Origin of the sequence: Proteus sp. G2674 (assembly GCF_009915195.1) — a bacterium.
Lineage (GTDB): Bacteria > Pseudomonadota > Gammaproteobacteria > Enterobacterales > Enterobacteriaceae > Proteus > Proteus mirabilis.
In genome coordinates, this window is sequence record NZ_JAABLS010000018.1 from 174,763 (window position 1) to 199,100 (window position 24,338).

At 39.0% G+C, this 24,338-nt stretch carries 21 protein-coding genes; 14 read left to right on the plus strand and 7 right to left on the minus strand.

The window, feature by feature from the left end; all coding sequences use genetic code 11:
- Positions 1 to 262 precede the first annotated feature (262 nt).
- The 12 genes from trmN to acpS all read left to right on the plus strand — a co-directional run bounded on the left by trmN (position 263) and on the right by acpS (position 10,877).
- Entirely contained in the window at positions 263 to 1,021 is a 759-nt protein-coding gene (trmN, locus tag GWI58_RS09190; protein WP_161769115.1) for a tRNA(1)(Val) (adenine(37)-N(6))-methyltransferase TrmN, read from the plus strand.
- Between the two features lie 300 nt (positions 1,022 to 1,321).
- A complete protein-coding gene (rpoE, locus tag GWI58_RS09195; RefSeq protein WP_004243899.1) occupies positions 1,322 to 1,900 on the plus strand; it encodes an RNA polymerase sigma factor RpoE in 579 nt (192 codons plus the stop codon).
- Between the two features lie 37 nt (positions 1,901 to 1,937).
- A complete protein-coding gene (rseA, locus tag GWI58_RS09200) occupies positions 1,938 to 2,561 on the plus strand; it encodes an anti-sigma-E factor RseA (protein WP_012368140.1) in 624 nt (207 codons plus the stop codon).
- 48 nt (positions 2,562 to 2,609) lie between these two features.
- Positions 2,610 to 3,581 (plus strand): sigma-E factor regulatory protein RseB, encoded by a 972-nt coding sequence (gene rseB / locus GWI58_RS09205; protein ID WP_004243896.1) that lies wholly within the window; start codon positions 2,610 to 2,612, stop codon positions 3,579 to 3,581.
- A gap of 12 nt (positions 3,582 to 3,593) precedes the next feature.
- On the plus strand, positions 3,594 to 4,058 hold the full coding sequence (rseC, locus tag GWI58_RS09210) for a SoxR-reducing system protein RseC (RefSeq protein ID WP_004243895.1): 465 nt from the start codon (positions 3,594 to 3,596) through the stop codon (positions 4,056 to 4,058).
- 321 nt (positions 4,059 to 4,379) lie between these two features.
- The gene (gene lepA, locus GWI58_RS09215; RefSeq protein ID WP_094959776.1) at positions 4,380 to 6,176 is read left to right on the plus strand and encodes a translation elongation factor 4; all 1,797 of its coding nucleotides are present in this window, start codon (positions 4,380 to 4,382) and stop codon (positions 6,174 to 6,176) included.
- 14 nt (positions 6,177 to 6,190) lie between these two features.
- A complete protein-coding gene (lepB, locus tag GWI58_RS09220; protein ID WP_004248458.1) occupies positions 6,191 to 7,162 on the plus strand; it encodes a signal peptidase I in 972 nt (323 codons plus the stop codon).
- 195 nt (positions 7,163 to 7,357) lie between these two features.
- The gene (rnc, locus tag GWI58_RS09225; protein WP_004248457.1) at positions 7,358 to 8,038 is read left to right on the plus strand and encodes a ribonuclease III; all 681 of its coding nucleotides are present in this window, start codon (positions 7,358 to 7,360) and stop codon (positions 8,036 to 8,038) included.
- A complete protein-coding gene (gene era / locus GWI58_RS09230) occupies positions 8,035 to 8,943 on the plus strand; it encodes a GTPase Era (protein WP_004243892.1) in 909 nt (302 codons plus the stop codon). Before rnc ends, era begins: the two co-directional genes overlap by 4 nt.
- Positions 8,944 to 8,955: 12 nt before the next feature.
- Positions 8,956 to 9,696, plus strand: a complete 741-nt coding sequence (recO, locus tag GWI58_RS09235) for a DNA repair protein RecO (protein ID WP_004248456.1) — start codon at positions 8,956 to 8,958, stop codon at positions 9,694 to 9,696.
- 69 nt (positions 9,697 to 9,765) lie between these two features.
- Positions 9,766 to 10,497 carry a pyridoxine 5'-phosphate synthase gene (gene pdxJ / locus GWI58_RS09240; RefSeq protein ID WP_004243888.1) on the plus strand — a complete coding sequence of 244 codons (732 nt, stop codon included), beginning with the start codon at positions 9,766 to 9,768 and terminating at the stop codon, positions 10,495 to 10,497.
- Positions 10,497 to 10,877 carry a holo-ACP synthase gene (gene acpS / locus GWI58_RS09245; RefSeq protein ID WP_004243887.1) on the plus strand — a complete coding sequence of 127 codons (381 nt, stop codon included), beginning with the start codon at positions 10,497 to 10,499 and terminating at the stop codon, positions 10,875 to 10,877. Before pdxJ ends, acpS begins: the two co-directional genes overlap by 1 nt.
- A 29-nt stretch (positions 10,878 to 10,906) precedes the next feature.
- On the opposite strand, the gene GWI58_RS09250 is transcribed toward acpS, so the two are convergent.
- Complete coding sequence (locus tag GWI58_RS09250) at positions 10,907 to 11,167, minus strand: YfhL family 4Fe-4S dicluster ferredoxin (protein WP_004243886.1); 261 nt, start codon at positions 11,165 to 11,167, stop codon at positions 10,907 to 10,909.
- 312 nt (positions 11,168 to 11,479) lie between these two features.
- On the opposite strand from GWI58_RS09250, the gene tadA reads away from it, so the two are divergent.
- Complete coding sequence (tadA, locus tag GWI58_RS09255) at positions 11,480 to 12,010, plus strand: tRNA adenosine(34) deaminase TadA (RefSeq protein ID WP_004243882.1); 531 nt, start codon at positions 11,480 to 11,482, stop codon at positions 12,008 to 12,010.
- A 19-nt stretch (positions 12,011 to 12,029) separates the two neighbouring features.
- Here the strand turns inward: tadA and GWI58_RS09260 are convergent, their stop codons facing one another.
- From GWI58_RS09260 to mltF, 6 genes are all read right to left on the minus strand, one after another.
- Entirely contained in the window at positions 12,030 to 12,578 is a 549-nt protein-coding gene (locus tag GWI58_RS09260; protein WP_012368137.1) for a fimbrial protein, read from the minus strand.
- Complete coding sequence (locus tag GWI58_RS09265) at positions 12,578 to 13,651, minus strand: fimbrial protein (RefSeq protein WP_161769116.1); 1,074 nt, start codon at positions 13,649 to 13,651, stop codon at positions 12,578 to 12,580. The genes GWI58_RS09260 and GWI58_RS09265 overlap by 1 nt, the downstream gene beginning before the upstream one ends.
- A gap of 25 nt (positions 13,652 to 13,676) precedes the next feature.
- On the minus strand, positions 13,677 to 14,441 hold the full coding sequence (locus GWI58_RS09270) for a fimbrial biogenesis chaperone (protein ID WP_036970969.1): 765 nt from the start codon (positions 14,439 to 14,441) through the stop codon (positions 13,677 to 13,679).
- 31 nt (positions 14,442 to 14,472) lie between these two features.
- Positions 14,473 to 16,959 (minus strand): fimbria/pilus outer membrane usher protein, encoded by a 2,487-nt coding sequence (locus GWI58_RS09275; RefSeq protein ID WP_161769117.1) that lies wholly within the window; start codon positions 16,957 to 16,959, stop codon positions 14,473 to 14,475.
- A 120-nt stretch (positions 16,960 to 17,079) separates the two neighbouring features.
- Positions 17,080 to 17,634, minus strand: coding sequence for a fimbrial protein (locus GWI58_RS09280; RefSeq protein WP_004243875.1), 555 nt, complete (start codon positions 17,632 to 17,634; stop codon positions 17,080 to 17,082).
- A gap of 834 nt (positions 17,635 to 18,468) precedes the next feature.
- Positions 18,469 to 19,938, minus strand: coding sequence for a membrane-bound lytic murein transglycosylase MltF (gene mltF / locus GWI58_RS09285; protein WP_049207644.1), 1,470 nt, complete (start codon positions 19,936 to 19,938; stop codon positions 18,469 to 18,471).
- Between the two features lie 264 nt (positions 19,939 to 20,202).
- On the opposite strand from mltF, the gene purL reads away from it, so the two are divergent.
- Positions 20,203 to 24,093: a phosphoribosylformylglycinamidine synthase gene (purL, locus tag GWI58_RS09290; protein WP_161769118.1), complete on the plus strand. Its 3,891-nt coding sequence runs from the start codon at positions 20,203 to 20,205 to the stop codon at positions 24,091 to 24,093.
- Positions 24,094 to 24,338: the final 245 nt, after the last annotated feature.

Here is a 24,338-nt window from a genome sequence, read left to right on the forward strand (position 1 = left end):
CCTCTATTTAGGGCGCGGATTTTGACATTATCCTCTGTTAAAAGCCAGAGGATTTACCGCTATCACATTATATATCATCGATTGTTTCAGCTATGTGTTGTTTTTTAGGCTTAAAGTCAATAAGCAAGCATCGAATATAAAGCGTTTAATGTTAAGATAGAGGTAGCAAAAAAGTTATCTTACCATATATCGCTTTTTCTATTATATGGATTGCATTCATTCTAAGAATAGAAAGAGTTATACAAATCATTAGAGCGATTCAATGAAGCAAAAGAAAGTAAAGAAAGCAGGTTTACGCAAAGGCGGGTTTACATTTAAACAATTTTTTGTCGCTCATGATAAGTGTGAAATGAAAGTGGGTACTGATGGCGTTTTATTAGGTGCTTGGGCGCCTATCACTAAAGCAAAAACGGTGCTCGATATTGGTACAGGAAGTGGATTAATTGCCTTGATGTTAGCGCAACGTGCCCCGCAGGTTGAGCGTATTGATGGTATTGAACTTGATGAAGATGCCGCATTACAGGCGAGTGAAAATGCGCAACAATCACAGTGGAGTTCGTTAATCCATATTTATCATCATGATATTTATCAATATGCGCAACAAGCGCCAACTCGCTATGATCTTATTGTGAGTAATCCACCCTATTTTGAGCCAGCGGTTGCATGCCGTAACCAAGAGCGCGAGCAAGCCCGTTATACGAAAACATTGACCCATGAAGGTTTGCTTGATAATGCACAACAACTTATTACAGATGAAGGCCTATTTTGTGTGGTGTTACCCTATTTAATCGGTGAACAGTTTATTGAAATCTCACAAAGAAAAGGGTGGAATGTCGTACAGCGAGTCAATATTAAAGACAGTGCAGATAAGCCTTACCATCGCATATTGCTAGCCTTTCAAAGACAGTATCAAGGCGAAACTAAACCATGTAATATTGAAGAGCTGATTATCCGCAATAATGACGGTCATTACACAACCCAGTTCCAATCTTGGGTAACAGATTTTTATTTATATTATTAAAGACTAATGTTGCCGTTAATATTACATTGTTTAAGATTGTATATATTGTTGTAAATAAAGGTATATATTTAAATTATCACATTGTGTTATCGCTTTTTTCTTGGCAAATTGCAGATTGGTTGGTGATTACAACGACAGTTTTTTGTGATTCATCTCTTATTATTATAATTGAATTGAACTTCATTCTATTTTAATGCTCTAACGTAAGTAGCTCATAAAAACGAGAAGGAATAACGAGAGTAATATGACGGAGTCATTGAAAAATAGTTTGAGGCTTGACTTCGGGAGAGTCCATCTCTAATGAGCGAGCAGTTAACGGACCAAATGTTGGTCGAGAAGGTACAACTGGGTGACCAGAAAGCGTTTAACTTGCTAGTTATCCGCTATCAGCACAAGGTAGCAAGTCTGATTTCCCGTTATGTACCTCAGGGTGATGTGCCAGATGTTGCACAAGAAGCCTTTATAAAAGCCTATCGAGCTATTGGATCATTCCGTGGTGATAGTGCATTTTATACATGGCTTTATCGCATCGCTGTGAATACAGCTAAAAATTATCTGGTAGCACAAGGGCGGCGTCCGCCTTCAAATGACTTAGATGCAAGTGATGTTGAAAATTTTGAAACATCAAACGCATTAAAAGAAATTTCGAACCCTGAGAATTTAATGTTGTCTGAAGAGTTACGGAGAGTAGTTTTTCAAACCATAGAGTCGTTACCCGAAGATTTAAGGGTTGCTATTACACTTCGGGAACTTGACGGCTTAAGCTATGAAGAGATAGCCGTTATTATGGATTGCCCTGTAGGTACGGTTCGTTCACGTATTTTTAGGGCGCGAGAAGCTATTGATAATAAGGTTCAACCATTAATACAAGAGTTATAAGATGGCTGAACCCTCATTCACTGAAGGGTACTTTTACATGCAAAAAGAGAAACTTTCTGCATTTATGGATGGCGAAGTTCTTGATAAAGAATTAATGGGATCGATTGCCCGTGATGAATCTATGAAAGAAACATGGCAACGTTACCACTTAGTTCGTGATGCAATGCGTGGTGATGTAGGAGAGGTTATCCACTTTGATATCGCAAGTCGCGTAGCACTCGCTTTAGAAAATGAGCCAGTCCGCATAAGTCCTGAACAACAGCAAGAGCAGCAACCTGCGCCTTCTCAATGGCGTCAGCACTCTTTCTTACAAAAATTACGTCCTTGGGCTAGCCAGTTAACACAAATTGGTGTTGCTGCCTGTGTGTCATTAGCTGTCATTGTGGGTGTTCAGCAATATAATGGCAACAATAGCGCTGAGGATTTCCAAGTTGATACGCCGGTGTTTAATACTCAACCTATTATGGGGAATGGGGCACCAGTCAGCTTAAATTTACAAAGTGATAATTTAGGCCAAAATCAACAAACACGTCTACAAGAGCGTAATCAACGCCTTGGACTTATGTTGCAACAGTATGAGTTAGATCGCCGTATCTACAATGCACCACAAGATGAAGTGCCTGTAGCATCGCAAAACACAACTCAGCAACAGGCTCAGTAATCATTGTGGTATCAATTTATAATTACGTGTAGGAACAATAGAGTCGTAATGAAAAAATCATGGTTATCCGCTTTACTTTTAGCGGGTTACCTATCAATACCAACACAAGCCTTGGCACAACCTCAAATAGGAAATGCCGAGGCTTTGTTGCAAAAGATGGGTAATACAACGCAAACCGCTACTTACGAATTATCTTTTATTAATATCAATTCTCAAGGTATTGTTCCTATTCGTTATCGTCATGCACTTGTCGATGGTAAACCTGTAGCACAATTAATGCAGATGGATAGCACTCGTCGAGAAATCGTGCAACGAGGGAATGAAATCAGTTATTTTGAACCAGGTTTAGATGCGTTTAGTTTGCGTAATGAACATATCGTTGATTATCTCCCTGCAATCATTTATCAAAATTTTGCTGAACTCGCTGAGTATTATAATTTTATTGATGCGGGAAGAACGCATATCGGCGACATTCCAAGTCGTGTTGTTCGTGTGCTATCAAAAAATAATGACCGTTATGAATATGTCTTATTTATTGATGAAGAGAGATATTTGCCATTAAGGGTTGATCTGCTTGATAAAAATAATGACGTTATTGAACAATTTCGGGTGATCACCGCTAATCAAAATAAAGAAATCATCAGTGAGTTAGATTCACTCAATAAAGTGAATATGCCCCCGCTATTGTTGATCCCCAAAGCTACTCAAGCACTGAATTACAATTGGCGTGTGACAACGTTACCTGAAGGATTTAAAGAGGTAAAACGTAGCAATCATCAAATTGCTGAAAATGAATTTAGTCAATCTATTTTATATAGTGACGGCTTATTCGATTTCTCCATTTATGTTAACAAAAGTGGTCAGCAATTAAATTCCCCCGAACGTGATAAAGCATTGAGATATGGTCGTAATACAATTTATACCTATGATAAAGATGGCAATGAAATTACCTTTATTGGACAATTGCCATTTATAACAGCACAGAAAATCGTCAATAGTGTGGTGTTTACCAAAAAGTAAAAGGTATAAGTTATGGTTAAAGAGTGGGCAACAGTCGTACATTGGCAACAAGGGAGGGCTTTACTACGTTATGGCTCATCGTCCGGTTGCGGGAGTTGCCAAGCTCGAGCAGCTTGTGGCTCTTATTTATTAAATAAAATAGGCCCTGAAACTGTTCATCAGTTAGAACTTCCTGTTGAGCAACCTTTAGTGGTGGGGCAAAAAGTGGAAGTTGGTATCCCAGAAAATAGTTTACTTCGCTCCGCTATGTTGGTTTATCTTACTCCTTTGCTGGGATTATTTATCGTTGCAGGGATAGCCAGCCTGTGGCTTTCTAGTGAGTTGGCTATTTTTTGTAGTGGTTTAGTGGGGGGAGTGTTAGGCTTTTTATTAGCTAAAAATATTGCCCGCTGGTGGAGTAAAGATGAAGGATTTGAACCTATTATTTTACAAATAGGACTTCCACCTAATGAATTGCAAGTACAATATCAAGAATAATGATAAAGAATGAATATGATAAAAAATGGGGCATAGGCTCCATTTTTTTGTTATTAAACTTATTTTATGGTTCTGATCTTTTTTATTGATAGATAAAAATCAAATTTCTATCTAGTGAAAGTGCAGTTACGATGCATAAATAAAGGTAAGCTTTATCATAAATGTTTGTGTTTGATGAACGTTTCTTTGAGTATAATGTCTCTAGTGTGTAGAATGCGTCATCAATCATAACTCCTGCAATATAGAGTTTTCGCTTTGTGTCCATGAACGACGCTAAAGCCAGATTTATAGAGCAAAGCAATAGAGAAAAATAATTTCAGAATGAAAAACATACGTAACTTTTCCATTATCGCACATATTGACCACGGTAAATCGACGTTATCAGATCGAATTATTCAAATTTGTGGTGGCTTAACAGATCGTGAAATGGCTGCGCAGGTTCTTGATTCTATGGATCTTGAGCGTGAGCGTGGTATCACCATCAAAGCACAAAGCGTAACACTCAATTATACCGCTGATGACGGTGAAGTTTATCAGCTTAACTTTATCGATACGCCAGGACACGTTGACTTCTCTTATGAGGTTTCTCGCTCTCTTGCCGCTTGTGAAGGTGCTTTACTGGTTGTCGATGCTGGGCAAGGGGTTGAAGCCCAAACATTAGCAAACTGTTATACGGCGATAGATATGGATCTTACTGTCGTTCCGGTATTGAATAAGATTGACTTACCTGCCGCAGAGCCTGAGCGTGTCGCTGAAGAGATTGAAGATATTGTCGGTATTGATGCGACCGATGCAGTGCGTTGTTCAGCTAAAACAGGCGTGGGTGTAAAAGAAGTGATTGAACGTCTGGTGAAAGAAATACCTGCGCCAGAAGGCGATCCTGACGCGCCTCTACAAGCACTTATTATTGACTCTTGGTTTGATAATTACCTTGGTGTTGTTTCACTTATCCGGATCAAAAACGGTAAAGTCAACAAAGGCGATAAAATCAAAGTGATGAGTACAGGGCAAATTTATAATATCGACCGTATTGGTATTTTTACGCCTAAGCAAGTTGATACAACATCGCTAAGTTGTGGTGAAGTAGGCTGGGTAGTTTGCGGTATTAAAGATATTCTTGGTGCCCCTGTTGGGGATACATTAACAGCCGCACAGAAGCCTGCAGACAAACCATTACCGGGCTTTAAAAAAGTCAAACCACAGGTTTATGCGGGGTTATTCCCAGTCAGTTCTGACGATTATGAATCATTCCGTGATGCATTAGGAAAATTAAGCTTAAATGATGCGTCACTCTTTTATGAGCCGGAAAGTTCATCTGCATTAGGATTTGGTTTCCGTTGTGGTTTCTTAGGCCTTCTCCATATGGAGATTATCCAAGAGCGCCTAGAGCGTGAATATGATCTTGACCTGATCACCACCGCACCAACAGTAGTTTATGAAGTGGAAATGACCAATGGTGATATCATCATGGTTGATAGCCCATCAAAACTGCCAGCACTGAACAATATTGAAGAGATCAGAGAGCCTATTGCGGAATGTCATATGTTACTACCGCAAGAATACTTAGGTAATGTGATTACTTTATGTGTCGAAAAACGCGGCGTTCAAACTAATATGGTCTATCATGGTAATCAGGTTTCATTAACTTATGAAATTCCGATGGCTGAGGTGGTATTAGATTTCTTTGACCGTTTAAAATCAACCTCTCGCGGTTATGCTTCGTTAGATTATAACTTCCTGCGTTTTCAAGGCTCCAACATGGTACGTGTTGATGTCTTAATTAATGGTGAGAGAGTCGATGCACTTGCATTAATCACCCATAATGATAACGCACCGTATCGTGGACGTGAGTTGGTGGAAAAAATGAAAGAATTCATTCCACGTCAACAGTTTGATATTGCGATCCAAGCTGCAATTGGCAATCATATTATTGCCCGTTCAACTGTTAAACAGTTACGTAAAAACGTATTAGCTAAATGTTATGGTGGTGACGTTAGTCGTAAGAAAAAACTGTTGCAGAAACAGAAAGAAGGTAAAAAACGTATGAAGCAAATTGGTAATGTCGAGTTACCACAAGAAGCGTTTTTAGCCATACTGCATGTTGGTAAAGATAAATAATTTAAGGAGAAAATATGGCTAGCACGTTTGCCTTGATCCTAACGTTGGCAACGCTAATTACGGGTATTTTTTGGTGTATAGATCGTTTTAAATTAAAGCCAGCCCGTAAAGCGAAGTTAAAACGTTTACAAGAGTTAACGCAGGGAAGTGAGGATCAGCAAGAGTTAGCAAAATCGATTAATAAACCAAGCTGGGCAGAGACATTAGGCTCTCTGTTTCCTGTATTGGCGATTGTATTGATTTTGCGTTCCTTTGTGTATGAGCCGTTTCAGATCCCATCTCGTTCGATGATGCCGACTTTATTAGTCGGTGATTTCATCTTGGTTGAAAAATTTGCTTATGGATTAAAAGATCCTATTACACAAACAACCTTGATTAGTACGGGTAAACCTAAACGTGGTGATATTGCGGTATTTAAATACCCACGTGATCCATCAACTGACTTTATTAAACGGGTGATTGGTTTGCCGGGGGATAAAATAGTGTATGACATGACGTCGAAGAAATTACACATTTACCCAAATTGTAATAAAGCAATATGTGATGATGAAATAGCGGTAACCTATGGTACAGCGTATCCTAGTGAATGGACATTACTGTTACAAAGTGTACCTGGTGGTCAACGTATTAGCGGTATGAAATCGATTCCGATTGAAGAGCCAATTTCTACAGCTACGCAATTTCGCCAAGAAGAGAGAATTGAAACGATTGGTGATGTCTCTCATCGTATTATGACTATTCCGGGAGATGTTACTGTACCTGAATTTATTCAACCGGGATTACCTCAAGGTACGTGGATTGTCCCTGAAGGTCAGTATTTTATGATGGGTGATAACCGTGATGGTAGTTCAGATAGTCGTTTCTGGGGCTTTGTGCCTGAGCAAAACTTAGTCGGTAAAGCGACAACGATTTGGATGAGCTTCGAGAAACAAGAAAATGAATGGCCTACAGGTGTTCGTTTCAGCCGTATTGGTGGCATTAAGTAATTTTTAACAAAATAGCTACAGCATTCCTTTCTATCTCAGTGTAGAATATGCCACTTCTTTAAACATGATTGGCTCCTGTATAAACAGGAGCCAGTGCAAACGCAACAGTTCTGTTATTCAACCCGATAATATCTCGTTGTTTTTAAACAGGTTTGTTGCGTGTGCTTCAAATTAAGTAATGGAAATTGATCGCACATGAATACTCTATTAGTTAACCAGTTACAAAAAAAACTGGGTTATACTTTTAAACAAAACGAATTACTTTTACAGGCACTTACTCACCGTAGTGCAAGTAGTAAACATAATGAACGCTTAGAATTTTTAGGTGATTCAATTCTAAGTTATGTCATTGCTAATGCGCTTTACCATCGTTTCCCTCGTGTCGATGAAGGGGATATGAGCCGGATGCGTGCAACCTTAGTGCGTGGTAATACCCTCGCTGAACTAGCACGTGAATTTGAACTCGGTGAATGTTTACGGTTAGGGCCGGGAGAATTAAAAAGCGGTGGTTTTCGTCGCGAATCTATTTTGGCCGACACAGTAGAAGCGTTAATTGGTGCTATTTTTCTTGATAGTGATATTCAAAATATCGAAAATATCATCTTAAAATGGTATGAGAATCGCTTGGCTGAAATCAGTCCGGGTGATAAGCAAAAAGATCCTAAAACTCGCTTGCAAGAATATTTGCAAGGACGTCATTTACCACTACCTTCTTATGTTGTTGTACAAGTACGTGGTGAAGCTCATGACCAAGAGTTTACGATCCATTGTCAGATAAGCGGTATCGACCAACCTGTTAAAGGGATGGGTACAAGCCGTCGTAAAGCCGAACAAGCCGCTGCTGAACAGGCATTAATACAATTGGAGCTTGAATGAGCGAAGAACAAACCTATTGCGGATTTATTGCGATAGTCGGTCGCCCTAATGTAGGGAAATCAACATTACTGAACCAATTATTGGGGCAGAAAGTTTCTATTACTTCACGTAAGCCACAAACCACCCGTCACCGTATCATGGGTATTGATACTGATGGTGCATATCAGGCTATTTACGTGGATACCCCAGGCTTGCATATTGAAGAAAAGCGAGCCATTAACCGTTTAATGAACCGTGCAGCAAGTAGCTCTATTGGTGATGTTGAACTGGTTATTTTCGTTGTCGAAGGAACCAACTGGACGCCTGATGACGAAATGGTATTAAACAAATTAAAATCACTACGTTGTCCTGTGCTATTAGCGATTAATAAAGTTGATAACGTTACAGATAAAACCAAGTTATTGCCACATATTGGTTTTTTAAGTCAACAAATGGATTTTCTAGATGTAGTGCCGATTAGTGCTGAAAAAGGCATGAATGTCGATACTATTGCTAAAATAGTGCGTAACTGTTTACCTGAAGCCATTCATCATTTCCCAGAAGATTATATTACTGATCGCTCTCAACGTTTTATGGCGTCAGAAATTATTCGTGAAAAATTGATGCGCTTTTTAGGTGAAGAATTACCTTATTCTGTGACGGTTGAAATTGAACAATTTGTTACTAACGATCGCGGTGGATATGATATTCACGGTTTGATTCTGGTTGAACGTGAAGGCCAGAAGAAAATGGTGATTGGTAATAAAGGCGCTAAAATTAAAAAAATCGGTACGGAAGCCCGCATGGATATGGAAGATTTATTTGAAAACAAAGTTCATCTTGAACTTTGGGTGAAAGTAAAAGCGGGTTGGGCGGATGATGAACGTGCTTTACGTAGCCTTGGCTATGTGGACGATTTAAAATAGTAGGTTACTGAAGTGGAAGGCTGGCAACGTGCATTTGTTATCCATGCTCGGCCTTACAGTGAAACGAGTTTATTGCTCGATTTTTTCACTGAGAATGAAGGGCGAGTGCGCATATTGTCAAAAGGTGCGCGCGGCCGTCGCTCTCCTTTAAAAGGAGCTCTTCAACCTTTTACTCCCTTGCTCATTCGTTGGAGTGGGCGAGGTGAGATAAAAACCCTCCGTGATGCTGAGCCTATCTCTTTAGCATTACCATTAACAGGCACAGTACTTTACAGTGGTCTGTATCTCAATGAATTACTTTCTCGTGTTTTGGAAAATGGCACATCATATAGCACGCTTTTTTTCGAATACTTATCTTGTTTGCAAATACTTGCTGCCAGTGAAACAACGCCAGAAGCTGCTCTAAGGCGCTTTGAATTAGCGTTATTAACGCAATTGGGTTATGGCCTAGACTTTTTGCATTGTGCAGGAAGTGGTGAACCTGTTTCTGATACCATGACTTATCGATACCGAGAAGAAAAAGGCTTTATTGCCAGTTTGGTGGTTGATCACTATAGTTTTACTGGATTGGAATTAAAATCGCTGGCAAAACGAGAATTTCCTACGGCTGGCACATTGAAAGCAGCAAAAAGGTTTACACGAATGGCCTTGAAACCTTATTTAGGTGGAAAACCATTAAAAAGTAGAGAGCTGTTTCGGCAATTTGCTATTAAAAAGTGTGCGAAAAAAAGCGTATTGATAGAGGATAAATAATATTGTCTTTTTCTTCTCTATGGAATGTGTAAACTAAGGTAATACAACGTTATTTTTCAGGAGAAGAGCATGTCTGATATTCTACTTGGCGTTAATATTGACCATATTGCAACCCTACGTAATGCCCGTGGCACAACCTATCCCGATCCGGTTCAAGCGGCATTTATTGCGGAACAAGCGGGTGCTGATGGGATCACTATTCATTTACGTGAAGACAGACGTCATATTACCGATCGTGATTTAATGCTGATCAGCCAAACGGTTCAAACAAGATTAAATTTAGAAATGGCGGTAACAGAAGAGATGATTGAGATTGCTTGCCAAACTCAACCTGATTTTTGTTGTTTAGTGCCTGAAAAACGCCAAGAAGTGACCACAGAAGGTGGTTTAGACGTGGTGGGTAATGAAGAGAAAGTGGCTGATGCGATTAAACGTTTATCATTAGCGGGGATTAAAGTCTCTTTATTTATTGATCCTGACCATGAGCAAATTAATGCAGCAGATCGTGTCGGTGCTCCTTTTATTGAAATTCATACCGGTGCTTATGCTGACGCTGAAGATGAACAGGCTCAAGAGAAGGAGTTTGTTCGCATTCGTGATGCGGTAACCTATGCAGCGTCTAAAGGTTTAAAAGTCAATGCAGGTCATGGTTTGCATTATCATAATGTACAACGTATTGCTGCATTACCTGAACTTTATGAACTCAATATTGGTCATGCGATTATTGGTCGAGCAGTATTTAGTGGGCTTGCACCAGCTGTTGAAGAAATGAAACGCCTAATGAGAGAAGCGCGTCGCTAATGGCTATTGTTGGTATAGGTATGGATATCGTTGAGATATCACGTATTGAAGAGATAATAGGGCGTTCAGGAGAACGCCTCGCGCGACGTATTCTTACTGATAATGAATGGATTATATATCAATCACATAAACAACCTGTTCGTTTTTTAGCTAAACGATTTGCGGTAAAAGAAGCCGCAGCCAAAGCATTAGGTACAGGCATTCGCTTAGGATTGGCATTTAACCATTTTGAAGTCGCTAATGATGAATTAGGTAAACCAACATTGCACTTTTTAGCTGTGGCAAAAGAGATGGCGCAAAAAGCGGGAATAAATGCTATTCACGTGACACTGGCTGATGAGCAACGTTACGCCTGTGCAACCGTTATTTTAGAAAAATAACGCTTAAATTTATTCCCGATTGCGTTTGCTTAGATTTTGTCAGCGTGGTGGATCAGTACAAACTTTTCCCATAATTCATCTTGCGATTCAGTATGAGCAGGATCGATGATAATTGTATTCGTGATAGGGCATACCGACTGACAAGTCGGTTTATCATAATGTCCTACACATTCAGTGCAAAGATCAGGATTGATTTCATAAATATCATTCCCCATTGAAATGGCATCGTTAGGACATTCGGGTTCGCACATATCACAGTTGATGCATTTCTTCGTAATTAGTAAAGCCATATCAGTCACTTAATATATAAATTATTAAATTACAGTAACTTATATCTTGCACTTATATGTTACTTTTAGTTTATTGGTTGTATTTTTACTGCAAATTGACAGTGTTACTACAAATAATAGAGCACTGCCACACAAAATAAATACACAATTATATACAAAGGAGTGTGAGATTATCATATACGTGAAAGATTCTAAATATATTGATGTTGCAGAGGGGAATATCTTTTACAACATTTCACACGCTAATATCTTTAGTTATCAATCTAAAACAGGCTACAATACCGCGCTGTATAATAATGAAGAGATGTTCTTGTGAATAAAATTAAAGATGATATTTATTGGATGCATAAAGCGATTGAGCAGGCACATAAAGCACAACAACTCGGTGAAATTCCTGTAGGAGCCGTGTTAGTCGCTGATAATAAAATCATTGCTAAAGGTTGGAATCACTCCATTATTGATAACGATCCTACTGCACATGCGGAAATTATGGCATTGCGTAAAGGTGGGAAACATCTACAGAATTATCGCCTTCTTGACGCCACATTATATATCACGTTAGAGCCTTGCGTTATGTGTGCAGGAGCAATTGTGCATAGCCGTGTAAAAAGAGTGGTCTATGGTGCATCTGATCTAAAAACAGGTGCCGCAGGTTCATTTATTGATATTTTGCAACATCCCGGGATGAACCATAAAGTTGAAATAACATCGGGTGTTTTAGGTGAGGAGTGCGCACAACTCTTGAGCCAGTTTTTTAAGATGAGAAGGGCTGAAAAAAAACTACTGAAACAACAGCAACGTTTAATTACTCAAGGTTTAATCATACAAGAGAAAGCCAAATAGCATCTATTTGGCTTAATTGTTATTGGTAATTGAGTGTATAGGTTGCTTGTGCTTGAAATGGTCCTGTGAGTATCGTTTGATTTTGAATAGCTGATGATGTTGCTTCAACATAGGCCATAAAATTAAATTGTACTCGTTTATTATTAAGCTGTTGAGGAGCACTTGGTTTTTTTAATTCAATAATATTATGTGCCTTGTCGGTAAAAGCGATGCCAATACTTTTCGGATCTTCTGAGCCACTCCCAGTAACGGCTATATGATTGGGCATTGTTGAATGCGCTTGACCATCTAATGTGATAGTGACACTTTTATAAATATCTTGGCTACAATTTTCTAAACTGATACTAAAAGCAACGGGGTTGCTTTTTTGTAGTGAATAGAGATCTTTTGCAGATATTTGTTTGAAATCAATAACTTTATTTTCATCTCCCGCAACAATCGTACAGCCATGTGCAACAACAACACCTTTAAATTCCATCTCTCCACCAATAATATCAGTGGCAGCAAAAGTGCTAGGAGAGAGCAATAACAAGCAAGTTATAGCTGACTTTATTATGCTGTTTTTCATTACATAAACTCCGCAATGAGTGTCGCATGAGCTGAAAATTCACCTTCAGTAATTTTACTGCCTGCTTTGGCGATGGGGGCTGCACTTACTTCCCAATTTCCGTTGAAATTATTGAGTTTGCCAACTGAAAAATATTGGTTAGGTGGGATAATCGTACCTGACTTATCTCTTAATACGATACCTAAGTTACTTCTATCTACAGAGCCTGTTGTACCAAGGTAGTTAGAATCAAAACTCGCAATACCTGAGCTACCAGTCTGAACTTTAAACATTATTCTGCTATTAGGATCAGTAAAGCTTCCCCCTTCGCATTTGATGGGGATGTTGCGAGTAATTTTGTAGTTTTGCCCATTAAGATAATCAGAGGTATTTCCCACATTACCAAAGTCAAAGGTAATTGGTGAACCATTATTAAAGATACATTTATCTTTAGTGGTAATGATCCCCGAGGTGATCACTAATTTAGAAATGGGCTCTGAACCATAGGTTTTTGGCGTACCTCTGTGACTTACCATGGCATACATTTGTGCAAGAGATTGCCCATTAAGACTGACACCATTAATAATGGGTTTTCTTAAACGGAAGGTGAGTTGTCCGCTACTTCCCGAGGAAATATGCGGTTTAGGTGAAGAGGGGACTCTGCAACCTTGTTGGTTATTTCTATTATTAGGTATGTCAGAAAAGGGCACTGTGGGTAAAGGATTAGGCCCCCAAATTGCAAAATTAATTTTGATATCAACATACTCATTTAATTGATAAAAATTATTACCAACAGGGGATAAATCAGTCGTTGCTTTAAAATAGGTTAATGCACGATCATAGATACGTGAGTTAGGACAATATACTGTCCCATCATAGCGATCAGGCAACGAAAACTTTACTGTTGCTAATTCTCCTGCTTTGTTATTAGGAAAGGTGGTGTGATCTAATACTGCATAGAAAATATTAGGGCCACCATTGGTTCTTACTTCACCTTGTAAATAAGCAATTGCGTGCAACGGCATTAAAGAAACAATGCCGGCACAAAATAGCATTACTGATTTGGAATGAATGTTTTTTTTATTGAGGATCATTTTATTCCTACCGGCATCAAGTTTATTAATATTTAGGTTGTTGATCTTTAGGGGCTACTTTGCAGCTATCTTGCTGACATACAAATTTGAGCTCTGGGTGTCCACCGTAATCATTTACATACATCATATAAAACTGATTAACGTTACTGGTTTTTACTGGTATATCCAGTGAAGCTTTTGGCGCAACCATTAATCCTGGGAAGGTGGTTAATTTATCGCTATCCTCACCATTTAATTTATTAGAAAGTGAGATAATCGTGATGTAATAAGGGGTTGGATTATTAACAATAAATTTATTACCTTGTTTTTTAAACACCAGTTGATCTTGCCAAACCATTCCCGGTTTTTCAGGTACTATGGCACTAGGGCGATAGAATAATTTAATGCGTGACTGCATCGCCATCTGTAATACGTTGGCTTGTTTTGGTGCGGGGGGAATTTCACGCACATTTAAATAAAACAGTGATTCTCTATCTTGAGGTAATAGCCCAACTTCAGCTGTTTTTGTAATGCGAACTACGCCTTTTTGAGCACCATCAAGGCGTTGTAACGGTGGAAGAGCCACTAAGGGTGAAGAGATCTTCTGCCCATTTTCATTTTCAACCCAAGATTGCGCTAAAAAAGGAATATCAGGGCTGGTATTTTTTAAATTAACACTGGCTGAGTTTTCATTGCCCGTTAATACAATACGAGTTCTATCCAGTGAAACACCCGCTTGTGTTGGATTCACTAGACTCAGTGCCAGCAAAGAGCCACAAAATAGTGTTTTTAGTGTGCTGAATGAGTTCATGTTAATTATCTCTCATTATTAATTTTATTTGTTAACGATCCTGACAAACGAGCGATTGATGTTTTAAGGGATCTGTTATTTCCGCGGGAATGGTAATTGAACATTGTGTTTTACCGTTCCAAATTACATTTAATGATTCATTAAGGTTAACACCAGCAATATAAACAAGGCCTTCTTCCATCACCATACCAATACTTTCCCCTTTTTGATTGGTGACTTCTGCACCAAAAGGAGGGTATTTATTATCAGTTGTCTGTAAGACAGCCATTAAGCGTTCACCTTGACGAACCGGAAATTGGTAATAACCAATGGCACCTTCTGTTAAGGTTGTTGAAGCAATGGCTTTACGCGTTTCGATATCTTGATCCATCTTATCGACGTCAATACGTGCATCAACATTGTTATAACTTGTTAAGTCGGTTAGTACACCAATGCCGAAGCGGTTCGTAGTCGTGCTTTGACCATTAAAGGGCACCCCTGCAACACCATCAGTATCCACCATTATTCTTGCGGTGCTAGAGGTCATACTGCTACTGTGTAATGCAGCTCCATAACGAGTAGCAGTAAAACCGCCTTTTATCGTTGCGCCCACGGCTAAGTAATTATCTTGTTGATAGCTTGCATTGGCATTGATTTCTGCATACTGGGAACGATGTTGATAATAACCATCGGTATTGGCTTTCTTATCCGAACTTAAGCCTGCTCTTATGCGCCATAAATTATTATAATCACGATTATCAGCATAAGAGGCCATTTGTGTCACTTTGCCATTATTATCTTGCAAGTTATAACCAATATTGCGACCACTTCCTAATGGTAGTGAAATATTAAAAGAGAGCGTATCGTCAGTATTCCCTTTATATTGGGTACGAAATGCTGACAAGTTGGCATTGATTTGCTCAATCCCCATAATGGAAAAATTGCGACTTACTGTGACACCATACTGCTCTTGAGTATTTTTATCCCAATAATTTTGGTGGCGATAAGAGAGATAGAGGGTGGTCGATTTCTCTGCATCATCTGCCCAAAAAGTTTTATTACCGGTAATGGTGTACATTTCTTTTTCATAGCCATTATTATTGATGCCGTTATAACGCTCATCAATATACTGAGAAAAAGAGCGAAATGTTTTTTCTGAGAAACGATAACCTGCAAAAGTAATGGTACTGTGGTACTCATCAAAAGTTTTTGCATAGTTTAGTTTAAAAGACATCCCATTGATTTTTTCATTATCATAGGTTTTGCTATAAGACTGTGTAATATCACCAGAAAGGGTACCAAAACGTCCCATATCATGGCCGATACCTAAAGACCATGCGTTATAATCTTTAGCGGTAAGTAAAGCACCACCATAGAGAGACCATGTATTATTCATTCCCCATGAAAAATCCCCTTGATAGAAAAGAGGGCCTTGCATTTTATGGTTGTTCACGGATGACTGTCCCAGTGAGGTATTAAAACGCACGGATCCTGGGCGAGTCATATAAGGCAAATTAGCGGTTTGCACTTGAAATTCGTTAATCTTACCATTTTGCTCTTCAACTCTAACATCGAGTTGACCCTGTACGGTATTTTGTAGATGGTTAATCACGAAAGGGCCAGCAGGTACGGTTGTCTCATAAATTAAACGTCCATTTTGAGTTACCGTCACTTTTGCATTGGTATTGGCGATGCCATGAATTTCAGGTGCATAGCCTTGGAGAGAAGGGGGTAACATTCTCTCATCGCTTTGTAAATTGGCTCCTGTAAAACGGAAACTATCAAAAATTTGAGAGTTTAAATAAGTTTCCCCAACCGTTAATTTGGCTGCGAGATCAGGTAATGGCTTATAGGCATAAATTTGGTTCCAATCAAAACGATTGTTAGACGAATATTCAGAAGAATAATTGCCTTGATATTCAGCTCGTAAACGCCATTCACCCAAGTTTAATCCCGCTTGACCATAACCAGTTAAAGTATTGTTATTATTGCCTTTATTAGGGCGAGTTGACGTTCCTGTTAATGTATAATCAAAAATAAGCCCAGAGACCCCGCTATCCCAAAGCTCCGGAGGTGTCCAATCAGATTCTTCATATTTCATTAATGAGCGCGGTAACGTGATATCAAGTACACCACCATCATTTTTAATCGAGATACCGGGTAATTGGCTAATATCAAAACAATCTGGTGATATTTGTTTGATATATTTTTGGTTTTCTTGGTTGATTGTTAACTTTTTTAAAAGAGTGGGGTCGATACACGCCACGGAATGATTATCTGCTACTTCAATATAATTAATATTTTGGCGAGGGAAGTCGCGACCATTTAGACGAATATCTAAATAGTACATACCCGGAATGATATAATTTGAGGTAGAAAAACGTGAAAGGTCGACATTATCGCGATCTTCCGCGTCTAGCATATGAATGTTAAATTCCACAGAATCGTCCTGCTCTGCTTGTGAGAAAAACGCCAAGCTTAATAGCAAAGTCGCACAAATGGTCTTCCATATTGTGTGGGGTGAATAAGGAATTAACATGAATAAACGCCTAATTATTATATTAAATTGAAGTGTTTTATTGAATTTAACGCAGAGGAAATCCTCTGCGTTTTCGCAGTAATTACTTATTTATTAATTTAGATATTTAAATCAATATGATTACTGATAATCAACTTGGAAGTTGATAACGGCTTGGAATTCACCTGGCGTTACTTTAGCGTCAGCTGATTCAGCTTGAACATAAGCAACGAATGGGATTTTAGATACACCGTTAATTAATTGTACTGGTGTAGTTGCAGTATTCCATTTAACTGCTTTACTACCCGCATCCATTAAGCCAATACCTGCGCCAGATGCGTTACCAGAAACAAAAGAGGCTAAATCTTTATTTACAGCGTTAACAACACTTGGTGTATAGCTAACTGTGGCAGTTTTCGCTACAGTTGTATCACAGTCTTGTAATTCAATATCTTTTTTGATATTTCCTGCTTTTTGCAGATTTGCTAATGCAGAAGTTGGAATTTCACTGAAATCAACAATTACAGGGCTTGAAGATGCTGCTAATCCACATGCTGAATTAACAATTTCACCTTTTAATTGAATTTCGCCTTTAGTTGAACTTACTTTTGGTGCAGGCGTTTCATTTTCAGCTGTAGCAACAGAATTAATACCAAATACTAAAGCCGCAGCCAAAGCAATTTTACTCAGTTTCATTATAGATGATCCTTTGAAGGTAGTACGTATTATTATTGACTAAAAATAAAAATAGTATTGATGTCCAAATGTAAAAATTGATGTACATTACATTTTTCATCAAGTCGGATAATGACTGGTTTATATGATATCAGTAAAAATACTATCAGTGATATAAGATTTTGTTAGTTTGTACAATTTTCATATTTTAATCTATAAATTCCTTTTTAATAGTTTTTTATATAGAAATATTCTCTTTATTACTCCTAATACGGGTAAAAAAGTTTATATGGCAGAGAAATTTAATAGATATGATGATTAACATTATATTAACGTTATAAACTATGCTGTTATTAACATAACTTTAAAAAAATTAATAAAACTAATAATAAAATATAATAAAGTATATTTTTCAGTTATTTATAATCTTTGTTTGTAACGATAAAGTTAATTTTCATAGATAAATAAGATTTTTGTAAGAAATTAATAACAAAATGAATAGTAAATAGTGAGATAATGATTAAGTATTTATATTAATATTTTCTTATATATAACCTATTCCAATGTACTAAAAATAGCCTTATTGGTTGTTTTTAAGTCAAATTACTCATTCTGTGAGTGGTTTTAGATTAATTTGTTATTTTTTTTAACATGAGTAATTTAACTATTTTTAATAAAAAAAGTATTAAAATAGTAACATTTTTTATCAAGTTCGCAGTAAAACCCGTCCTTCAAGAGGGGGGGAGGATACCAAGTTATGGCACGGTATAGAGAGGATTATGCTGCTAAAATTGTGGTTAGATGAATAAAAAACGAGGGTAGTAAGCCCCTAAAAAGAGGCTATATAATTGACAACTAAGATGAAGAGGGGGAGCCTACGGAGCGAGGCGGTAATAAAGCAGTATTGGCTGAATCGTCTTTTTCGTCTTTCGACAGGATCTTATTTTTACTCTCTTTTGCTTGTAGGTATCCCTCTAAACTGAGTTGATAGCGACGAATATTTTCAACATAACGATAAGCTTCATGTCCTCTCGCATAACCATAGGGAAGATCCAAATAGTATTTCTTTTGGCTGAGCAAAGGTAACCGCGCTTTTACATCTAACCAGCTATTAGGATTGGCGCCTTGCTGTTCGGTTAGCTTTCTTGCATCTAACATATGACCATATCCCATGTTATAAGCGGCAAGTGCAAACCAGATTTTTTCATCATCAGGGATAGTATCTGGTAGGCGAGAAAGAAGATGTTTTAAATATTGTGCACCTCCTTTGATACTTTCTTCAGGATCTAACCTATCTGTTATACCCATACTTGACGCAGTTGGACGTGTTAGCATCATTAAGCCTCTTACACCTGTCGGTGACGTGGCATGGGGATCCCAATGTGATTCTTGCCAAGCCATTGCTGCTAATAAACGCCAATCAAAAGTCTCGGCATATTTTTCAAACAGAGGTTGATAATTAGGTAATATTGAGTCAATGGCGGTAATAAAAGAGAGTGTATCAAAGTAGTCAAATGAACCAACATGACCAAAATACTTCTCTTCTAGTCTTGCGAGCACATCGTCTTGGGAAAGTTGATTGAAGTAATCCAACATGGCTGCATACAGACTATTATCATCTTGATTTGGTAAATACCACGTTAATGGACGACTTTCCGTCACCTCAAAAGCGACTGCAACATTAGGGTGAATGCGTTGTTGTACCGCGACGCTGATTGAATCGGCTAGTACATAAGTTATTTTACCTTCAGATAACTCTTCAAGTAGCTGTGAAGTCGTTTTAGTTTCTGACTCTTCCCATTCGAGTTCAGGATATTGCGTTTCTTTTAATGTTTTTAATAAGCTGGCATGAGCTGAACCGGCTGCGACGACAAGGCGCCCATTGAGCTCATCAAAACGACGAGGCCTCAATGTGCCTTTACGATAGATCAGTTGTTGAGAAACTGAGAAATAGGCTGGTCCACTTCGTGTCGTATCTAGCCTTTCTTTATTATAAATTAATCCAGCGGCAATAAAGTCTGCTTTATTATTCTCCAGATCATCAAAGAGTTGGTTGATATTCGTCCGCATATTAACGACAAGTTTCACGCCAAGATAATCAGCAAAGCGTTTCACTAATTCATAATCGAAACCTACGGGGTCCTTTTTATCATTTATCGTTATCAGTGGTGAAGGGATAGTACTCACTCTAAGCTCACCACGAGATAAAATCTTATTTATCTGCGCTTTTTGCCTGTCAGGCCAAGTAATATTCAGTGCAATAATCGCGGCTGAAAATAGCGCTATGATAACGATAACGAAATAGTTAATCCTTATATTGTTCAATAGGTTGGTTCTCGTTAACGTTGTTTTTTATTGTGTGTAAAGTAGTCATTTAAACATGGATAAATTTCCAGTAATCGACCATTTTGCTCAACATTTTGCTAAGACGCAACTTGATTACACCAATTAATGATGAAAACACGCTAAGTTAAATGCTGTTATTTTGTTCACGCAAACGGTTTCGTCTGAGCAGTTATTCTATTATACTAGGCGCGTTTCCCCTGAATGATTGATCAGGCTAGCTGCTAAAAGAGAGAACTCAATATTATGGAAATCCTGCGTGGCTCCCCCGCTTTATCCGCTTTTCGTATTAATAAACTATTAACTTTATGTCAGGAAAACCAACTTCCTGTCCGTGGTATTTATGCGGAGTTTATCCATTTTGTAAAAGTGGATGGACAGCTATCTGAAGATGAACAAGCTAAATTAAGCAAGTTACTGCATTATGGCCCTTCATTAACAGAGCATGAGCTTGTTGGAGAGATGCGTATTGTTGTACCACGACCGGGAACCATTTCACCATGGTCGACTAAAGCGACAGATATTGCCCATAATTGTGGTTTAGCACAAGTGGTTAGAATTGAACGTGGTATTGCTTATTATATAGATAGCGATACGATGGACGAAGCACAGTGGCAGTTGTTATACGGTTTTATTTATGATCGTATGATGGAAACAATTTTTACCGATTATCAACAAGTTAATGCGCTATTTGCTGAACAGACACCCACCCCATTAAAAACAATTGATGTTCTTGCTCACGGTAAAGATGCGCTAGTTGCTGCCAATATTGAAATGGGGTTAGCGCTGGCTGATGATGAAGTTGATTATCTAGTAGATGCTTTTAAACGTTTGCAACGCAATCCAACTGATGTAGAACTTTATATGTTCGCTCAAGCAAACTCAGAGCATTGCCGTCATAAAATTTTTAATGCAGATTGGATAATCGACGGTAAAGCGCAAGACAAATCATTATTTAAAATGATTAAAAATACTTTTGAGCAAACTCCTGATTATGTCTTGTCGGCTTATAAAGATAATGCTGCTGTAATGGAAGGCTCCGTTGCTGGGCGTTTTTATCCCGATACGGAAAAAGGGCATTACCGTTATCATCAAGAGCCTGTCCATATCTTAATGAAAGTGGAAACGCACAATCACCCAACGGCAATTTCCCCGTGGCCTGGTGCAGCAACCGGCTCTGGCGGTGAAATTCGTGATGAAGGGGCGACAGGCCGTGGGGCAAAACCTAAAGCCGGTTTAGTCGGTTTTTCCGTTTCTAACTTACGTATTCCGGGGTTTGAACAACCTTGGGAAGAAGATTTTGGCAGACCAGAACGTATTGTCAGTGCACTGGACATTATGACAGAAGGCCCTTTAGGTGGAGCCGCATTTAATAATGAATTTGGTCGCCCCGCCTTATTAGGTTATTTCAGAACCTATGAAGAGCAGGTTAATAGTCATAACGGTGTTGAAATTCGAGGCTACCATAAACCTATTATGTTGGCTGGTGGTATTGGTAATATTCGCGAAGATCACGTGCAAAAAGGTGAGATCTCCGTGGGTGCTAAGTTAATTGTACTTGGTGGCCCATCGATGAATATCGGCCTAGGGGGTGGTGCGGCTTCTTCTATGACTTCCGGCCAGTCAGATGCTGATTTAGATTTTGCTTCTGTGCAACGAGATAACCCAGAAATGGAGCGTCGTTGCCAAGAGGTTATCGATCGCTGTTGGCAATTAGGTGATGATAACCCAATTTTATTTATTCATGATGTCGGAGCGGGGGGGCTTTCTAATGCCATGCCTGAGCTTGTCAATGATGGCGGGCGTGGAGGTCGTTTTGAGTTACGTAACGTTTTAAATGATGAACCGGGTATGAGTCCTCTAGAGATCTGGTGTAATGAGTCGCAAGAGCGTTATGTATTAGCGGTATCCCCAGAAAAAATGCCACTATTTGATGCGCTATGCCAACGAGAAAGAGCCCCTTATGCGGTCATTGGCGAGGCAACACAAGAGCGTGAATTAGTGTTAAATGATACACACTTTGATAATAAACCAATAGATATGCCTTTAGATATCTTGTTGGGTAAAGCGCCGAAAATGTTGCGTGATGTCACATCACATCAAACAGCAGGTGAATATCTCGATCGTAAAGATATCGATTTAAAAGAAGCGGTTTATCGCGTACTTCATTTACCCGCCGTTGCTGAGAAGACGTTCTTAATTACTATTGGTGATCGTAGTGTTACGGGAATGGTTGCGCGTGACCAAATGGTTGGACCTTGGCAAATTCCAGTGGCTAACTGTGCGGTAACAACGGCCACATTAGATAGTTATTACGGCGAGGCGATGTCAATAGGGGAAAGAGCCCCTATTGCACTATTAGATTTTGCCGCATCAGCGCGAATGGCGGTAGGTGAAGCCTTAACCAATATGGCTGGTTGCGATGTACAGTCACTTAATCGTATAAAACTTTCCGCAAACTGGATGGCTGCGGCGGGTCACCCTGGTGAAGATGCGGGATTATATGATGCAGTAAAAGCCATTGGTGAAGAGCTATGCCCACAATTAGGTATTACTATTCCGGTGGGTAAGGACTCAATGTCCATGAAAACGCGTTGGCAAGATGAACAAGGGAAAACGAAAGAAGTTATTTCCCCTCTCTCTTTAGTTATCACCGCATTTTCCCGTGTTGAAGATGTACGTAAAACTGTCACCCCTGAGCTTTCTACCCAAGAAGGAAACCGTTTATATCTAATCGATTTAGGTAATGGTCATAATGCATTAGGGGCAACAGCATTAGCTCAGGTTTATCGTCAGCTAGGACAAAAAGCGGCTGATTTACGTGATGTAGAGCAGTTAAAACAGTTTTTTAATGTCATTCAACAACTGGTAAGCGACGGTAAATTACTGGCTTATCATGACCGCTCTGATGGTGGCTTATTTGTGACTTTGGCCGAAATGGCGTTTGCGGGACATTGTGGCCTTAATGTTGATATCAGTGCTTATGACGAAGATATTTTAGCCGGTCTATTTAATGAAGAGCTAGGTGCGGTGTTCCAAATTAAAGGGGAGCATCAAGAAAGCGTTGAAACACTGTTTACTGAACATGGTTTAGCGGATTGTTTACATTACTTAGGGCAAGCAACATCAAGTGATGACATTATTATTCAAAGCCGTGAAACGGAAGTTTACCACGAAAAACGTAGTACATTACGTGTCTGGTGGGCTGAAACGACATGGCAAATGCAACGTTTACGTGATAATCCTGAATGTGCAGATGAAGAACATCGTGCCAAACAAGATAGTCACGATCCGGGATTAAATGTTCACTTAACCTTTGATCCCGCAGAGGATATTGCGGCGCCTTATATTGCTACAGGCAGTCGTCCTCGTATTGCGGTATTAAGAGAGCAAGGTGTTAACTCTCATGTGGAAATGGCAGCAGCTTTTGATCGCGCTGGATTTGATGCTATTGATGTTCATATGAGCGATTTACATTCGGCACAACGCTCATTAAGTGATTTTGATGTACTGGTTGCTTGTGGTGGTTTCTCTTATGGTGATGTACTCGGTGCGGGTGAGGGATGGGCTAAATCTATTTTATTTAATCATCGTTTACGTGATGAGTTTGCCCAATTCTTTGCACGTCAAGATACGTTATCACTTGGGGTTTGTAATGGTTGCCAAATGATGTCAATGTTGGCCGAGCTTATTCCGGGGGCAGATTTATGGCCGCGCTTTGTACGCAATCGCTCAGAGCGTTTTGAAGCCCGCTTTAGCTTAGTAAAAGTGACTGATAGCCCATCGCTATTATTACAAGGTATGGCGGGTTCACAGATGCCAATTGCGGTATCTCATGGTGAAGGTTTTGCTGAATTTCGTGACGCTGCACAATTAGCGCAGTTAGAAGCAAAAAATTTAGTAGGACTGCGTTTTGTTGATCACTATGGTCAACCAACAGAGCAATACCCATTAAACCCTAACGGATCAGTAAAAGGGATCACCGCTGTTACCACAACAGATGGCCGCTCAACAATCATGATGCCTCACCCTGAGCGCGTTTTTAGAACAGTGAGCCATTCTTGGCATCCAGAAAATTGGGGAGAAGATAGCCCTTGGATGCGCTTATTCCGTAATGCCAGAAAGCAATTTGACTAATGATGTAATAAAAAAGAGTCAGTGTTATCCCCCAAAGCCCCTCAAGTTATAGGGGCTTTATTTTGTTGATATAAAAGGGAAAAATTAACAATGTATAAAATCGGCGACATATCATTTTTTCATTGTCGTCAAAAGGTGACATTTAACTTGTTGAATTTTAATAATTTAATATTTTTTAATTAACGGTGTCTGGAAATGGAGACAGCTTGTTGATTTTTTCGCTATCAAAAATTGGGGCTGTTTTT

What these genes read in the sequence shown, in the direction of transcription:
- trmN (WP_161769115.1), top strand. Translation starts at nt 263, where the DNA reads ATGAAGCAAAAGAAAGTAAAGAAAGCAGGTTTACGCAAAGGCGGGTTT.
- rpoE (WP_004243899.1), top strand. Translation starts at nt 1,322, where the DNA reads ATGAGCGAGCAGTTAACGGACCAAATGTTGGTCGAGAAGGTACAACTG.
- rseA (WP_012368140.1), top strand. Translation starts at nt 1,938, where the DNA reads ATGCAAAAAGAGAAACTTTCTGCATTTATGGATGGCGAAGTTCTTGAT.
- rseB (WP_004243896.1), top strand. Translation starts at nt 2,610, where the DNA reads ATGAAAAAATCATGGTTATCCGCTTTACTTTTAGCGGGTTACCTATCA.
- rseC (WP_004243895.1), top strand. Translation starts at nt 3,594, where the DNA reads ATGGTTAAAGAGTGGGCAACAGTCGTACATTGGCAACAAGGGAGGGCT.
- lepA (WP_094959776.1), top strand. Translation starts at nt 4,380, where the DNA reads ATGAAAAACATACGTAACTTTTCCATTATCGCACATATTGACCACGGT.
- lepB (WP_004248458.1), top strand. Translation starts at nt 6,191, where the DNA reads ATGGCTAGCACGTTTGCCTTGATCCTAACGTTGGCAACGCTAATTACG.
- rnc (WP_004248457.1), top strand. Translation starts at nt 7,358, where the DNA reads ATGAATACTCTATTAGTTAACCAGTTACAAAAAAAACTGGGTTATACT.
- era (WP_004243892.1), top strand. Translation starts at nt 8,035, where the DNA reads ATGAGCGAAGAACAAACCTATTGCGGATTTATTGCGATAGTCGGTCGC.
- pdxJ (WP_004243888.1), top strand. Translation starts at nt 9,766, where the DNA reads ATGTCTGATATTCTACTTGGCGTTAATATTGACCATATTGCAACCCTA.
- acpS (WP_004243887.1), top strand. Translation starts at nt 10,497, where the DNA reads ATGGCTATTGTTGGTATAGGTATGGATATCGTTGAGATATCACGTATT.
- GWI58_RS09250 (WP_004243886.1), bottom strand. Translation starts at nt 11,167, where the DNA reads ATGGCTTTACTAATTACGAAGAAATGCATCAACTGTGATATGTGCGAA.
- GWI58_RS09260 (WP_012368137.1), bottom strand. Translation starts at nt 12,578, where the DNA reads ATGAAAAACAGCATAATAAAGTCAGCTATAACTTGCTTGTTATTGCTC.
- GWI58_RS09265 (WP_161769116.1), bottom strand. Translation starts at nt 13,651, where the DNA reads ATGATCCTCAATAAAAAAAACATTCATTCCAAATCAGTAATGCTATTT.
- GWI58_RS09270 (WP_036970969.1), bottom strand. Translation starts at nt 14,441, where the DNA reads ATGAACTCATTCAGCACACTAAAAACACTATTTTGTGGCTCTTTGCTG.
- GWI58_RS09275 (WP_161769117.1), bottom strand. Translation starts at nt 16,959, where the DNA reads ATGTTAATTCCTTATTCACCCCACACAATATGGAAGACCATTTGTGCG.
- GWI58_RS09280 (WP_004243875.1), bottom strand. Translation starts at nt 17,634, where the DNA reads ATGAAACTGAGTAAAATTGCTTTGGCTGCGGCTTTAGTATTTGGTATT.
- purL (WP_161769118.1), top strand. Translation starts at nt 20,203, where the DNA reads ATGGAAATCCTGCGTGGCTCCCCCGCTTTATCCGCTTTTCGTATTAAT.